General features: G+C 43.4%; 14 protein-coding genes. 4 read left to right on the forward strand and 10 right to left on the reverse strand.

Going from position 1 to position 15,212, the window contains the following annotated elements; translation table 11 throughout:
- Positions 1-470 precede the first annotated feature (470 nt).
- Positions 471-617, forward strand: coding sequence for a hypothetical protein (locus tag V7K85_RS18595; protein ID WP_334815320.1), 147 nt, complete (start codon positions 471-473; stop codon positions 615-617).
- 571 nt (positions 618-1,188) lie between these two features.
- On the opposite strand, the gene V7K85_RS18600 is transcribed toward V7K85_RS18595, so the two are convergent.
- Positions 1,189-2,337, reverse strand: a complete 1,149-nt coding sequence (locus tag V7K85_RS18600) for an alanine--glyoxylate aminotransferase family protein (protein WP_334815322.1) — start codon at positions 2,335-2,337, stop codon at positions 1,189-1,191.
- An 885-nt stretch (positions 2,338-3,222) separates the two neighbouring features.
- Here V7K85_RS18600 and V7K85_RS36565 point away from each other — a divergent pair.
- The gene (locus V7K85_RS36565; RefSeq protein ID WP_442940599.1) at positions 3,223-3,291 is read left to right on the forward strand and encodes a DUF1499 domain-containing protein; all 69 of its coding nucleotides are present in this window, start codon (positions 3,223-3,225) and stop codon (positions 3,289-3,291) included.
- Between the two features lie 33 nt (positions 3,292-3,324).
- On the opposite strand, the gene V7K85_RS18605 is transcribed toward V7K85_RS36565, so the two are convergent.
- From V7K85_RS18605 to V7K85_RS18620, 4 genes are read right to left on the reverse strand one after another with little or no spacing between them, the layout of a single operon-like run.
- Positions 3,325-4,617, reverse strand: a complete 1,293-nt coding sequence (locus tag V7K85_RS18605; protein ID WP_334815324.1) for a sensor histidine kinase — start codon at positions 4,615-4,617, stop codon at positions 3,325-3,327.
- Between the two features lie 54 nt (positions 4,618-4,671).
- Entirely contained in the window at positions 4,672-5,706 is a 1,035-nt protein-coding gene (locus V7K85_RS18610; RefSeq protein WP_334815386.1) for an ATP-binding protein, read from the reverse strand.
- 9 nt (positions 5,707-5,715) lie between these two features.
- On the reverse strand, positions 5,716-7,245 hold the full coding sequence (locus V7K85_RS18615; RefSeq protein ID WP_334815326.1) for a hybrid sensor histidine kinase/response regulator: 1,530 nt from the start codon (positions 7,243-7,245) through the stop codon (positions 5,716-5,718).
- 33 nt (positions 7,246-7,278) lie between these two features.
- Positions 7,279-8,385, reverse strand: coding sequence for a sugar ABC transporter substrate-binding protein (locus V7K85_RS18620; RefSeq protein ID WP_334815328.1), 1,107 nt, complete (start codon positions 8,383-8,385; stop codon positions 7,279-7,281).
- Positions 8,386-8,579: 194 nt separating this feature from the next.
- Here V7K85_RS18620 and V7K85_RS18625 point away from each other — a divergent pair, with 194 nt between their 5' ends.
- The gene (locus tag V7K85_RS18625; protein WP_334815330.1) at positions 8,580-9,248 is read left to right on the forward strand and encodes a DUF1345 domain-containing protein; all 669 of its coding nucleotides are present in this window, start codon (positions 8,580-8,582) and stop codon (positions 9,246-9,248) included.
- 135 nt (positions 9,249-9,383) lie between these two features.
- On the opposite strand, the gene V7K85_RS18630 is transcribed toward V7K85_RS18625, so the two are convergent.
- The 5 genes from V7K85_RS18630 to V7K85_RS18650 all read right to left on the reverse strand — a co-directional run bounded on the left by V7K85_RS18630 (position 9,384) and on the right by V7K85_RS18650 (position 14,251).
- On the reverse strand, positions 9,384-9,548 hold the full coding sequence (locus V7K85_RS18630; RefSeq protein ID WP_334815332.1) for a hypothetical protein: 165 nt from the start codon (positions 9,546-9,548) through the stop codon (positions 9,384-9,386).
- A gap of 358 nt (positions 9,549-9,906) precedes the next feature.
- A complete protein-coding gene (locus V7K85_RS18635; RefSeq protein ID WP_334815334.1) occupies positions 9,907-12,312 on the reverse strand; it encodes an ATP-dependent helicase in 2,406 nt (801 codons plus the stop codon).
- A 252-nt stretch (positions 12,313-12,564) separates the two neighbouring features.
- The gene (locus V7K85_RS18640; protein ID WP_334815335.1) at positions 12,565-12,957 is read right to left on the reverse strand and encodes a salt stress protein, Slr1339 family; all 393 of its coding nucleotides are present in this window, start codon (positions 12,955-12,957) and stop codon (positions 12,565-12,567) included.
- A 27-nt stretch (positions 12,958-12,984) separates the two neighbouring features.
- The gene (locus tag V7K85_RS18645; protein ID WP_334815337.1) at positions 12,985-13,590 is read right to left on the reverse strand and encodes a vWA domain-containing protein; all 606 of its coding nucleotides are present in this window, start codon (positions 13,588-13,590) and stop codon (positions 12,985-12,987) included.
- A gap of 55 nt (positions 13,591-13,645) precedes the next feature.
- On the reverse strand, positions 13,646-14,251 hold the full coding sequence (locus V7K85_RS18650; RefSeq protein WP_334815339.1) for a vWA domain-containing protein: 606 nt from the start codon (positions 14,249-14,251) through the stop codon (positions 13,646-13,648).
- 366 nt (positions 14,252-14,617) lie between these two features.
- Here V7K85_RS18650 and V7K85_RS18655 point away from each other — a divergent pair, with 366 nt between their 5' ends.
- Positions 14,618-14,956: a hypothetical protein gene (locus V7K85_RS18655; RefSeq protein ID WP_334815341.1), complete on the forward strand. Its 339-nt coding sequence runs from the start codon at positions 14,618-14,620 to the stop codon at positions 14,954-14,956.
- Positions 14,957-15,212 lie beyond the last annotated feature (256 nt).

Raw genomic sequence — 15,212 nt, forward strand, 5'->3', positions numbered from 1 at the left:
AGAAATAAGCAGATGGGGGATAAAATAGCTAAAAAATTTACACTTCTAAACCTCATTGGGCTTGGAAAAAGAAGTAAATATCCTTTAGGCTGAGTTGATATACTTATTGTTCGAGAGAGTGCCAAATGCGCGATCCACAGAAGAACCACATTAAAATAGAGCCGACAACCCTAGTTTTAATTGTGTCTCTCCTAATACTCTTACCTCTGCTGTTTGTTGGTTTTTTCTCACAGTGAAGCTCGTGAGGAATCCTCAACAGATATATTCTCCCGATGTTTTTCACAAAATGCAAACGAGTCGTGCTTTATATTGCCGTGCCATCTTAACCTAATCTCCTGAATTGTTAATGCATCGACTAACAATGCGATTGTATCGACTGACAATGCGATTGTATCGACTGACAATGCGATTGTATCGGCTTACATTGCGATTGCTGCGAGTTAAGTAAGTCGGTGCTAATATTTCAAGCTATGTTAATAAATTTAAATCGTTGGTGCGTAGCGCTGCGCGACAACGCACCATCAACGATTCAAGGTGCGTTAGCCTACGGCGTAACACAACGCCACTTGCTACAACACGGGAAACCGCAAGGGCGCAGTGCATTGGTGTCAACTTAAGCCCAAACACTCAATTTTCCGTTCTTTTAGATCCCCCAACCCCCTTGAAAAGGGGGCACTCGATTCTAGTTCCCCCCTTTTTAACGAGGGTTAGGGCAGGGTGGTTTCATACAAGCAGAGAAAAAACTAAAACTGGGTTTCAGAGCCTCTCTCCGTTGCGGGGAGAGGTTTGGAGAGGGGTAAAAAGCTATGCCACAAAACGAGAAATCAAGACTTACAGCGTATTTCAGGTAAATGAAGTACACGTGTAGGGGCACAACATGTTGTGCCCTTACGATTATCTGTACCTCACCTTGGCGTAGCCTCTCGTAGAGAAGTTGCAATCTGCTGTATGTATTTTTCTTTCTTCGTATGAAACCACCCTGCTTTTTAACGAGGGTTAGGGGGGATCAAAATCTCCCTCTCCGACTCGGAGAGGGACAGGTTTTGCGTAGTAAAACCTCTTAGAGGTCTTTAGATTCGACTAACTAAACGGATACCATTTTATCCGTCGAACTCACGTAATGTTAGCCCCATCGCCTTTTTATCACGTGCGTTAAGCTACTGTTAACGCACCTCTTTAACCCAAAAACTACTTAGGTAAAACCTGCCGCAGTGCTGCTAAAAGTTGGTCAACACTTTCCTTTCGACTATTAAAGCCCATCAATCCCACGCGCCAAACTTTACCAGCGAGTTCGCCAAGACCACCGCCAATTTCAATATTATGTTCATTGAGTAACTGCCGAGCGATCGCTTTCCCATCTACCCCTGTTGGAATGCAGACAGTGGTCAGCGTTGGCAGTCTATATTCTTGCTCAACGTGCATACTTAATCCTAAGTTCTCTAACCCTTGCCAGAGATATTCTACGTTCTTTTGATGCCGCTGCCAGGAGTTTGCTAACCCCTCTTCTGCAAGCAAACGTAGTGCTTCCCGGAATGCATAGTATAAATTAATCGGTGCTGTATGGTGATAGGTGCGTTCAGGACCCCAATACTTGCCCAGCAACAACATATCCAAATACCAGTTTGCAACCTTAGTTTGGCGCTGTTGCAATTTTTCAACTGCACGCGCACTCATTGTAAAAGGCGAAGCACCAGGTGGGCAACCCAACCCTTTTTGGCTACAACTATAAGCTAAGTCAACTCCCCAAGCATCCAAAAACAAGGGGACACCACCCAAACTTGTGACTGAATCCACTAGTAAGAAAGTGCCAAATTCACGACACAAATCAGCGACTCCTTCCAACGGTTGACGTGCGCCGGTGGAGGTTTCGGCATGAACTAGAGCTAAAATAGTTGGACGATGAGTTTTTAAGGCTGTTTGAAGTTCATCGAGGTTGAAGACTTGTCCCCAAGGTTTGGTAATGGTTCGCACATCTGCGCCATAACGTCCACCCATATCCACAAGGCGATTACCAAAGTAACCAGCTACACCAATCAAAACCACATCACCGGGTTCTACAGCATTGGCGATGGTTGCTTCCATTGCGGCTGTTCCCGTACCGCTGACTGCAATGGTGAGTGGGTTTTCAGTTTGCCATACGTAGCGTAGCAACGACTGAATTTCATCCATGAGTGCGAGAAAAGCTGGGTCAAGATGCCCAACGGGTGAAGTATTCATCGCCTGGAGAACTGTAGGATGGGCATTGGAGGGTCCAGGCCCCAACAGCAGACGGGATGGGATTTCTAGCGGTGTGAGTTGCAAGCGCCCAGAGTCGTTGATGGAAATTGTTTGCGTCATAATCTGTCTTCGCTTAGACCATACTTACCGAATCATAGAGCGTATCGCATCACCGATGTTTTAGCTGAATTGAATGTTGCCTCTGTTCACCGCAAATCAGCAGTGATCAGATGAATTTTTGGGCGTTCTGAGTCCCACCCCTAAGCGATATTTGATTTTAATCATGAAAATAGAAAATATTGTCTGGGTATAATAATTCTTTAGACGGATGCGGAAATATTTGGAGTCTTATTAGATGTTAATTTTTTAGACGGATGCGGAAATGTTTGGAGTCTCATATTAAAGTGTTTTTGTGGATTTACGCAGAACGGAACGGTTATCCGTCATTGCGAGCGTTGGCGCAGCCTCTGGTAGAGAAGCGTTCGCGGAGCGTCTTGAATAGAAGCAATCTCAACTGCGTTTGCCTCGCAATGACCAATCATCGCTCAGTCGAGTCCTTGCGTAGTCCTAGTCCTGAGTGAAAAAAGTTGTAAAAATGAAGAAAAACAACCAAAAACAAAAGAGTCCGGAAGTCAAATTGTTCTCTGAACTCTCACCGGCTGCGGAGGGCAAAATTCAGGGGGGCATCCAGCCTCAGCCTTTCCCTCCCGGCAGAAGCGGGGGCAAATCGGATTTCCTCTTCATCAAGAGACCGGATTAATTAGTTACGACCGATGACCCGACCAACCATCCGTCTGAATTTATCACAGACCGTTCCTCATGTCAAAAGCCTTTTTCCACACCTTGTAGCGTTCGATTCGCCTCTTTGAGTTGACGCACAACCCAGAAGGCGACATCGGTTTCGATTACCTGGCACGGCGTCGATCAATTCGTAATTACGTGAATAACTGTATCGCTATTTTGGGGTCGTAGCAGTTAGCCATTACAAACTTTTCGGCTACCTTGATGACTTCCGAAAGCGATTTTGGTGTCAATCGTCAACGAATAGAGACGATTAGAGCCAAGTTAAAGTAAGTATTCTACTATAGGTTTCAATTTCTTAAAAGGTTAAATTGGGAGCGCGATCGCAAATTCCGTTCCCTTTCCCAGTTGAGAATTACAACTTAACTGACCTCTGTGAGTATCTTCCACAATCTGACGGGCGATCGCTAATCCCAACCCTGTTCCTTTACCAACTGCCTTGGTTGTGAACAGATGATCAAAGATGTGTTGCTGAATCTCTGGTGACATTCCCATACCATTATCTCGGATACAAATCACCACATACTTTTTTTGATCATCCAGTCGAGTCTGAATCTCAATACGATGCGGATTGGCTTTGATATCTTCGGGCGATCGCTGCTGATTTGATTCTTCCAAGGCATCGATGGCATTGGCAAGTAAATTCATAAACACCTGATTGAGTTGTCCGGGATAGCATTCCACCTCTGGTAGCTTTCCGTACTCTTTAATCACTTGAATTGGCGATCGCCCGCTCAAGCCTTTAAGTCGATGTTGAAGGATCAAAAGAGTGCTATCAAGTCCTTGATGGACATCGAAAAGCACTTTACCAGGGATATCTGCACGGCAAAAGTTTCGCAACGAAACAGAGATGTCTATGATTCGTAGACTGCTCAATTTCATTGAATCCAGTAACTTTGGTAAATCTTCTAGGACAAATTCGAGATCCAACTCCTCAAGTTCTTGCTGCATTTGGGCGGATGGGTGAGTTACCTCTGCTTGATAGAGATGTATAGCTCTTTGTAAAACGGCGACATACTCTTGAGCCGGAGCCACATTATTGCTAATGCAACTGATGGGATTATTTATTTCATGCGCTACCCCAGCTACCAATTCACCCAGGATTGAGAGTTTTTCTTGCTGCACCAATTGTACTTGTGCTTTTTGCAAGGAAGCGGTACGTTCTGCCACTTTCTGCTCCAGCGTTGCTGTCATTTGCTGCAAAGTTTTCGTCATATTTCCCATCTGCAAATGCACACGGACTCGTGCCAATATTTCTTCTTGCTCAAAAGGTTTAGTGATGTAATCAACTGCTCCCAATGATAATCCTTTGACTGTGTTTTCTGTGTCTGCCAGTGCAGTCATGAAAATAATCGGAATTTCGCGGGTGTGGGGATCGGCTTTGAGGTAACTGCAAGTTTCAAACCCATCCATAACTGGCATTTGCACATCAAGCAAAATCAAAGCGGGAAGGGCCCGATGAACTTGCGCGATCGCACTTTTACCATCCTCTGCAAGGCGCACGTTCAACCCGGCTGCTTTCAGTGCTTGCTTGAGGACTGACAAATTAGTAGGATTATCATCCACAATTAAAATAAATTCGTTAGTTTGGTCTAACATTATGCCTCTAAGTATAAGTTTCAATGTATAAGCTAGCGGAATCAAACGGCGTTTTTAGGGATTGAAAACTTGGGAGATTAACTCCCGCACTTGTTTGATTTGACAATCTTCGGTTAACTCAATCAGTTTTTGCGCGAACCCGATACATTCTGGATGGGACTGCTGTAATTGCTCCGCTACTACTACCACAGCGTCAAAATCACCTTCTTCGCTGAATTGATGAAGCTGTGTGAGGATGTCCGAGGGAGGAGACACCAGTTGATTGTCAGGTATTTCCATCAACAGTTCTGATTGAGGGTGTTTTTGTGGAGATTGTTTTTCATATACCCATTCCAGCTTGAGATATTGGCATAGTATTTCCAATAAGATATCTGCTTGCAGGGGTTTGGGTAGAAATGTGTTGGCTCCTGCATCCAAGCTCTTGAAGTGATCTTCTTCAAATACACTGGCAGAAGAAGCGATCGCTACTACATTCTTCAGTTGTGGAGATAGACGCAGCCCCCGAAGCAAATCAAAGCCATGCATTACGGGCATAACTAAGTCGGTAATCACGATATCTGGTTGCAATTCCACCGCTTTATCTAAACCTTCCTGGCCATTGCTGGCTTCAATCACCTCGAAGCCGATGGGCTGGAGTAAGTTGACAATCACTGAGCGATTTTCCCACTTATCATCCACCACCAACACCTTGCGTTTCTGCCCTTGATAGCTAATAATATTCCCCTGACTCAACCTTGTTGACTGTTCTGCCCAATGTGTGACTCCTGGTACCTCAAGTTCAAACCAAAAGGTACTGCCTTTGCCATAGTCACTTTTGACTTCAATTTGGCTACCCATCAAGGAGATGATTTTTAGGCTAATGGCCAGTCCTAAACCTGTTCCTTCACCTTGCTTTTTCATATCTCCCACTTGCTCAAAGGGCAGGAAGATTTTTTCCAGATGTTCGGGAGTCATTCCCACACCCGTGTCTTCAATCTCGAAGCGAATTTTGTGTAGAGCTATCGGGATATTGGATTGCTCTAGGACTGTGACGCGAAAGGTAACGCTTCCTCGCTCGGTAAACTTGATGGCATTCCCCAACAGGTTAATTAATACTTGTCACAAGCGTTTTTCATCGGTGCGAATACCGTTAGGAATTTCGGAATTAGGTTCATACACAAGGCTAATTCCCTTTTGTTCGGCCCGCACCCGACAAATTTCGATTATGTCCTCTAAGAAAGAAGGTAGATGAAGTTCTCCCAAATTGAGTTCGAGTTTACGAGCTTCGATTTTTGACAAATCGAGTATGTCATTGATCAATGTTAAAAGGTGAGAACCACACTGATAGATAATCCCAACTCCCTTTTTCTCCTGCTCACCTAATGCTTTAGACCGTTGCAAAATCTGGGCATAGCCGAGAATTCCATTTAGGGGAGTGCGGAGTTCATGACTCATGTTTGCCAGAAACTCACTTTTAGACTGATTAGCAGTATCTGCTTTTTCTTTGGCGATCGCTAGTTCAACTGTGCGTTTTTGCACCCTTTGTTCTAAAGTCTCAAAAGCCTCTTGCAGTTGTCCTGCCATATCATTAAAGGTCTGGGCAACTTCCCCAAGTTCATCTTGATATTGAATCTCTAGTTTGGTTTGCCATTCACCACTGGCCATCAAAATTGCAGCATTGCGGAGTAAGTCTAATCTGAGGCTAATCCGATCACGGGTAAATGTGATCGTGTTGTAAATTGTTAGCCCAACAAGCATTAGGATCACTAAGGAAAAGATTATTGGTAACACCAAAGGAGCTAGGGGTTCTTCTAGGGGTTGTTCAACGATCGCAAACCAGGGTACTATCTCCTGCGATCGCACAGAGGCGAACACTAACTTTCCCCCTAACCCTTTGTATGGCTGCATTCCATTCTTGGCAATTGCTTCAGGAGTGAGCTTGATCAGCTTTTCCATCGTCATCCCTTGTCCTTGTAATCGGGGATTTCGGTAGGCAATTACTTGACCTGTTTCATCGGTGACATAAACATATCCCATTCTTCCCACTTGTATTGCTAGCGCTTTATCTAAAAGCTGGGTTAAGTCTACACTAACGAGCAATGTGGCTTTGGGAAGTCCAATATCATCAACCACTGGAACTGCCATATCCAAAGAGGGAAAATGATTGTCAAAGTTGACAAACCCGTTGTAAACAAGCTTCCCTTCCTTAAAGACTTTTAACCACGGTTGTTGCAAAACTTGAGTTTCTTGGCGCTGTCTAAATCTTCTCTGTTGAGCCAAAATCTTTCCCTTTAAACTAACAAGTTTCACGTCTGTGAAAGATACATTGCGTGATACCATGCTGCGGAGAATATCATTGATAGTAGTTGTGGTTTTCGTTGTTGAAATTGACGCGCTAGTGGCGATCAAATCGCTCTGAACATTGAGTAAAAATAGGTCAAAGGTGCGTGCTGCTTCTGCACTAGCAATATCTAACTGCCGCTGAATTTTTTCTACTGTCGCTTTTAATCCCAGCGTCATAGTGGAACCAATGCCGAATATGCCAATTAAACTCAAAATCAGAGTTCTGGTGACAATCTCCCGACTCAGGAATCTTGCGGGGTAAATTTTGTTTCGAGTTTTTTTCAGCCAAGCTCGGTAATTTGTCATATATATCTCTGTTGCTAGAAAATAAGATTCGGGTTACTGCCTAGCTAAATACTCTTTGACGTTATCTTGAGTAATTACAGGAGGTGGAGGAATTTTGACGATTGGTGGAAAAGTTTCCCGGTTTTGCAGATGACGGATCATCATTTGTACAGCTAAACGGGCTTGCGGGAGAGGTTGTTGCATCGCCGTCGCCGCGATCGCTCCTTTTTGAACTGCTTCTAGCGCCGGACGAGTCCCATCAAAGCTCACAATCTGGATTTTCTGCTCCTTGGCTTCTACAACTGCTTCCCTAGCACCAAATGCCATAGTGTCGCAAGCTGCAAAAATCACATCGACATTCGGGAACTGCTTGAGCCAATTTGCTGTAATTACTTTTGCTTCCTTCTGTTCCCAATGGGCAGATTGCATATCCAATACTTCCATATCTCCTTGCTTTAAACCGGCAAGGAAGCCATTGCGTCGTTCTAAGGCATTTTGCTGTTCCAGAACCCCATTTAAGATCAGCACGCGCCCATGACCTTTTAGTCGCTGAACTACCCATTCTCCTAACTGCTGGCTGGCTGTAAAATTATCAAAATCTACAAAGCTGACAATGCGATCGCTATTAATCGGTGTATCGATAGCAATCACAGAGATACCTGCATCAATGGCTTTTTCCACCACACGGACTAATTTTACCGAATCCACGGTTACAATAATTAGCCCATCTAGATGACCTTGCTGGATTACATTTGATATTGCTTGGATTTCCTGGTCGATGCAGGTGTTGCACTTGTTATCTAACACCTTGACATTTACACCAAAATCTTGGGCTGCTTTTTCAGCCCCTCGTTTAAGCTGGACTTGGTAGGGATCTTGCTCATCCTTAATCATCACAACCAGATTCCAAGGTCGGTTCGCTTTGATCTCTTGGCTAAAAAGTTGAGTAAATTGAGTTTGTGGCGCAGATGCAATTTTAGAGGCTGGGGTAGGCGATGCTCCTTGTTTGGTTGTTGCTGGCCGACAAGCACTTAATGAACAAAAAACTAAGCCAGATATGCCAGAAAGCTTCAGGAAATGCCGCCGTTGCATGATGCTAGGGCGATATGGTTGAACAATTTTGGCGATCGCTAAACGCCACTGATGGGCAGCTTCATTCATTATGTCCTCTCTAGGCAAGTGATATTTTCTTATTTAACTTACCCAAAAAGACTTGTATTCTAACGTAGATTATGCTACTCAATTTTGCTCAAGACAAAAATCAGTAAACCACAAATAAAATAAGGGTTCAGGTTCTCCAAAGGGCAGCAACTGGAGTACAATTTTTAATTGCCATCACTTGGTGCAAAATATTTGTGAACCTGAATTTATTTAAAAACTTTGACTCCCGACCCCGACTGATCATTGCTGTCGGACTCGCTGTATTCGTTTTAGTAATCGTTCCGCCTTGGCTGCGCTTACCCACTCGCATTCTCTGCGCTTGGGACTTTGGTGCTGACTTTTTCTTAGCCCTAACGTGGTGGAACATGAGCAAGGCTAAGCCAGAAAAAATTCGCCGTTATGCTGAGAATGAATATGAAGGACATTTGGCTATATTCCTGCTGGTGATAAGTGCAGCTAGTGCGAGTGTTTTAGCTATTGTGTTTTTACTAAATGATAAAAAAGGGTTGTCAACAATTCTGCTTACCCTACATGTCATACTTGCAATTATGACCCTTCTCGGTTCCTGGTTACTAGTGCATACGATGTTTGCAGTGCAATATGCACACAGCTATTACAAATATATTAATCATAGTAATAGTGAAGAAATCACCAGAGGATTAGATTTTCCTCATAATGACTGTCCAGACTATTGGGAATTTTTATATTATTCATTTGTAGTTGGCATGACTAGCCAAGTTTCAGATGTAGAGACGACATCACCCGATATGAGGCGCTTGACTCTGTTACATAGCATATTCTCCTTCTTTTTCAATACCACCATTGTATCTATGACTATTAATATCATTGCATCGCTGATTTAAATTGGCGACTAGGGAACTAAGATGGTTCTCCATGCCGTGGGAAAATATGCAATGCAGCAGCTCTCTTTGTCTCAAAAGGAGAAAAAGTTTTTTATGTGTCTTGGTGTAGCCAGTTAATCATGGCTAGTTGGTAAATTAACTTGCGTGTTCCCAATCACTCAGTAATTCATACTGTTGTGCTGTTTTCTTGCATTTACGGAATGGTACTTTAGGAGTACCAATATTCATCCCAGCAAAAGACTGTTTTCTCGTCTTGGTGGGTCTATTTTCTTGTATCGTTGTGAACTGTTGGGTTTCCATTGGTAAATAAATTTCTGATTAAAATCTGAGCACCAATCTATAACATCAATTTTAAAATGGCAAATTTCGCTTTAGATAGCTTATTTCCGACAAATATTCTGGAACAATCTGATCGCTAATACACTGTGGGCAAAGTTTGCCTACTTTTAACCAGTTGCTCAGAGCAACTTCATGGTGGTTAATTGAGATGATAGCTGGATTTACGCGCCTGCTGTACTAAGCTGTTCCACACTTAAATTGCATAATTATGGCGGGCAAGATGCCCACCCCACAATACTTTCATTAAATTTAGATATGCAAACTAGATGTGGAACAGCTTAGTAACTGTGGATTTCATTAAATTTCTTAAGAGTTTTGATCACTCTTGTTTAGTCATTACTGCTAAATTCGCCACACATTCAGGAAACTGGCGCTTTAATGCTGGAAAAACCGGACAAGGCGCTTGTTCTTGTAAATTATCCGGTTTACTCCAAGTGAAGGGGGCTTTCTGTGCTGCTGACATCCATACCAGACGCTTTGCTCGTGTCATCGCAACGTAGAGTAAACGGTACTCCTCAGATATTTTCAAGTGCTTTGCTTGTTCCCATGCTTGTGTGACATCTGGTATAGTAGATTCTCCGTGGAGAGCAGCACGAATTTGGGCGCGGGCTACTTCTGATAAGGTAAAATCCCCTAAGAACTGGCTTTGGGGAGGAACCCAAAATCTCCCAGGAATCAAGTTTTCGTGGAGAAAGGGAAGAAACACATAGTCCCAATCCAGCCCTTTGGCTTTGTGCATGGTAATAATGGTCAGTTGACCGCAACGAGTGTAACGTTCTTCCGAATCCTCGGTTTCCACTGGTTCAAACCGTTCGGAACTGACGATTTCACTTAAAGCTGACAGCATTCCCCCCATCGAACTATTGCCAGCTATCTGCTGGTTTACCCGTTCTGCGAGTTTGTCAGCAGTTGCCAATTCTGCTTGATCGTAATTTAAGGTCAAGGCGAGAAAGGAAATTAGCTGGTACAGGGGCAATTCCAACCGAGCGCGAAGTAAGCTGCGACACAAGCGAGCGGCTTTTTGGACTGTTTCTAGCTGGGGTGCTGCTAGGGGGCCAGGATACAAAAATTCTTCTGGGAGACTAGCAAGGGCGTTGAGGTCTTGGGTAGGAATTAATTGGCGCTGTACTAATGCTTCTAGGGCGGCTTTGAGGTAATCGGGGGAGTGGGGGCGATCGCAAAATTGCAGTAATGCTAAAATCTCTTGGGGGACATGGGAACGGCGATCGCGTTCTCCCACATCGTAAAGTGTAATATTATGCTCTTTGCATACAGGTGTCAGAGCCTCTGCTAACCATCGTCCTTGGCGATTTTCTCGCACTAAAACTGCTGCACTATTTTTTGTTGGGTCTTCGCCAAATAACTCGATCACTCTTTGAGATAACAATTCAACCGTGTGATGAATGTCACGCGGTGTATAAAGTTCCAGTCCTCGTCCTATTGCTGCTGGGTTGGCGTTAGTTTGCGGATCACCAAATTCAACAGGGTGAATTGTCTGCAAGCGAAATGGTACTTGTCGGTTGTCAGGAGTCTGCTGTTTGTTGTTGGTTGTTGCTAACCACTGACTATTGATCCATTTGAGGGCAAAGTTAGCAGCTTCAATGATAATTCTAGTACTGCGACCAGCTTGATCCATCGTTGCCAATCGTTTGATGCAATCGCACTCTTCGCAAAATTGCCGAAAATAAATCGGATCGGCTGGGGTGAAGGTAGAGTTAATCGCCTGGTTGGGGTCGCCAACTCGTACTAGATTGAGTGAGGAGTTAGGAGTGAGGAGTGAGGAGTTATCCCCCTTGTCCCCATCACTTGCCAAAATTTCCAACAACTGCGTCTGTAGAGGGCTAGAATCTTGGGCTTCGTCTTCAAAGACTGCGAATACTTGATTTTGCTCGATGCGACGGGCACTGTCATTTTCTAAAACGCGCAGTGCAGCTAAAATCATATCGTCATAGTCAATGAAATCACGCGATCGCATTAAGTTTTGATATTGCTCATACAATCCCGCCGCTACGCTTAAAATTGCATATTCATCTGTGGTTTGTTTACTCCACTCCCGCAACTTTTCTGGGGATATTCCAGAACTTTTTGCTTCATGAATTACCGTATTAGCCAATTCCGGCAATACTTCTGTTCGCAGCACCGATTGGCGACGCAACCTTTCTGTCTCTTCTCCGTCAAATTGATGACCTTGTAATAACCGTAAATATATTCCGGAATTATTCGCAATCCATTGCTCTACAGCTGTTCGGATAAAGCGGTGACTTTGGGTTGGTGTAATTAATGTGACATTTTCTAACTGCAAACCCGATAAATCAGAATGGCGGTTGGCAATGTTTAACGCCAGACCATGTAGGGTATAGACAAAAAAGCCCGTCTGAGGTAGAGATAATTTCTTTAAGTCTTTGCGGATCTTCGCTTTAATATTGGCAGCAGCGGAGCGAGTAAAGGTAACAACTACCAAGTGACGACGGGAGGATAAACGCTCATATTGACGTGCGATCGCGATCGCTGCCGCCGCCGCCATACCAGTAGATTTGCCTGCACCAGGAACGGCAGAAATAGCCAAAGGCCCAGATTGCCAGTCAGCCATTTGTTGCTGTCCAGGGCGTAAACTGTTGCGGATTGCTAGAATCTTCTCCCGCAGGTTAGGAACAGGCGATCGCTCAGACAATTCTGAGTGGACTGATTCTTGAGCCATAGGAGCAGTAAATTTAGAGTCGGACATATCAAAAAAAGATTTTTAGCTTATAACATTCCTCGGCGCGAAAAATTCGGTGATCTGATCACATCGAACCTTATCACTCGACAAAAATGTTCTATTATTTACCTTCTGTATTTACTTCAACCTTGGTTTACTACTATCACAACATATGTACCAGTTGAGGGTGCGGAATGTGGGTTAAATAATAATTGCTAATTCTCAATTCTAGCAAACAGATTTATCCCTGGAACCTGAAATGCATGAATTTTGAATTGTTTATTCATTGTTTCTTAAATATTCAATCGCTGCGTTTAATTTTGAGGAGTAACTTTCAGCAAACCTTTCAAACCAAAGTCCTTCGGACGAAAGTGGATCTACTTTGGCTAACCATTCTTTTGCCTGCACTTTCAAAGCCTCTAGTTTTTTAGCTTTGAGTTGTTCTTGTTGAATTAGTTCCTGTTCTAGTTCTTGCTGTCTTTTTAACTCAATAGCAGCATCCTTTTGTGCAAAATCAGCCTGAACTTCTGCCAAAAGGTTATCTATTAAAGATGCCGACTTTGGCAATGGTGGCGTAAAGGATTTAGCTGTGGTTGATTTTGACTGCTGTTCTGGTTGTACTTCTTTGTATTCAGTTTGGAGTTGAGCTAACAGCTGATCAATGGAATCCATTTTTGCAATTCCTAATAGATGGTATAGCTAGTCATTAATGGCATTGAGTAACACTTCCGATAGACTCATATCTTCCATATCTTCCATAGTAATTGTGTCACAGATATCAAACTTAGCACCAGCACTTTGGAGTTCATCGTCTAAGACTTTGAGAAAGCGGGTAGCTTGCTGATCTGTGCCGACTTGAATGAAGGAAATGGCTAGTTCTTCATCTCGATCTATGCGGCGAGAAGCTTCAATAATCACTTTCATTACTGCTTTGCGATCGTCCGGTTCACCATCAGTAACTACTAAAATTGTTTCACCATTTGGCTTTGTTTGACCGGCTGCTTTGCGTTGAAGGTAATCATCAGTTGCGTGTTTTAACACACCTGCCAAGTCAGTTGTACCAGAGGGATCATTCTCTCGGAAAATTTGTGATACCTTGCTGGATGTGACATTTTCGTATCGTTTAAATTTACCAGAAAATACATAAATAGTAATACCATCTGGGTCAAATTGCTCACACTTACTAGCTAAAGCTAAAGTAGATTCCTGGGCTGCAACCCATCTGGTTCTACCACCCTTTTGATCTTGGGTTGCCATGCTGCCGCTTTTGTCGATAATCAAGGTATAGTCACGATTTTCTAGCATTATTTAATTCTCCAGTTAAGAGTTAAGATTTACTGGACTATGGGTGATCAACACATTAGTCAGTTATTGCGTTCGTCAATACATCTACAAGGCTCATTTCTTCTAAGTCGTCTAAAGTAACGGTGTCGCAAATATCAAATTTAGCGCCGACACTTTGCAACTGGTCATCCAAAGCCTTGAGGAACTTAGTTGCTTGAGCATCTGAACCTACTTGAATGAGCGAAATTCCTAATTCTTCATCACGTTCCATCTGGCGAGTAGCATGAATAATTACTTCAAACACAGCTTTGCGATCGTCTGGTTCACCATCGGTGATTACTAAAATTGTCTCTCCGTTTGGCTTCGCTTTCCCGGCAGCTTTGCGTTGAAAGTAGTTATTGAGTGCATCCTGGAGTACACCTGCTAAATTTGTCGTCCCAGCAGGGTCATTTTCGAGAAATATCTGGGTGACTTTGGCTGAGGTGACATCATCGTAGCGTTTAAATCTACCGGCAAACACGTAAACCGTAATACCATCTGGGTCAAACTGTTCGGCCTTTCTTGCCAAAGCCAGAGTAGACTCTTGGGCTATCTCCCATCTACTTTTACCACCCACCTGGTCGGGTGTGGACATACTACCGCTTTTGTCAATGATTAATGTATAGTCGCGATCGCTCATCATAATATTCCGATGATTGTTACCCCGTGATTCTAGTCTAATCTACGCATTTAACGATACTACAGGCATTTTAAGGTTTCGTATCAATCCTGCTACTCATTTGCTACTCAAAACAGCTACACTTCTAGGCATTCTGGGCGATCGCAAGCAACCCTCTCGCTACTCAAATGCTACTCATTTTTAGCGATCGCACTTTATAACCATTTGGTCGGCTGCCGAGTCGAACGGCTACCACATTCCTGCTGGCAGGCGAGAACAGCTACCCGCTGATATCTTCCCACTGGATGCCGGACGATCATTTATCATTCTAGTCAGAGAAGACAGTAAAAGGCTTTCAGAGAGAATGTGACAAAAAGGGAATTTTGATTAATGGACGAAACATATCCAGTTTATTTAAAACTTTCAATAAAACAACTCTCACAGCTAGGACTTGATCCATATGATAAGGATTTTGAAGAGTCAGAAATTCAACGTGTGCCGGGGGGTTTTCACCAAGGATTAGAAAATGCCCCTAAAGTTGGGGAAATTTGGATTAATCGTCGGTGGGAAACCAGCAATCAGATAATAGCTGTAGCACTCAACATATACCTTGCAGAGTGGGATATTATTTTTTGTGAGTTAATGGAGGATGGCAGCCCAAAAAGTGGAAGAAGTAGCTGTTTCCTTAAGATGTTTTTAGAGCTTTACAAAAATAACGTAAGTACGTAAAGTCAAATCAATGTGACTATAAAAGTATTATGATTACGTGTTACAGACTAGAAGGGTAAACCCCCGTTGCTGTTGAGTCCTTCACGGAGTGGAATTTATGGATGGATTCAATCAGTTTTGCTGACATTCGAGTTATGTACAACGAGTTTAATGATTCTAGCATTTCAACTATGTTTGTTGGTATCAATTTAAACCCTTGTACTTCCGGCAGACCAATGATGTTTGAGACTTTGGTCATGGGCGGGGCATTAGACGG

Source organism: Nostoc sp. (assembly GCF_036917615.1).
Lineage (GTDB): Bacteria > Cyanobacteriota > Cyanobacteriia > Cyanobacteriales > Nostocaceae > Nostoc.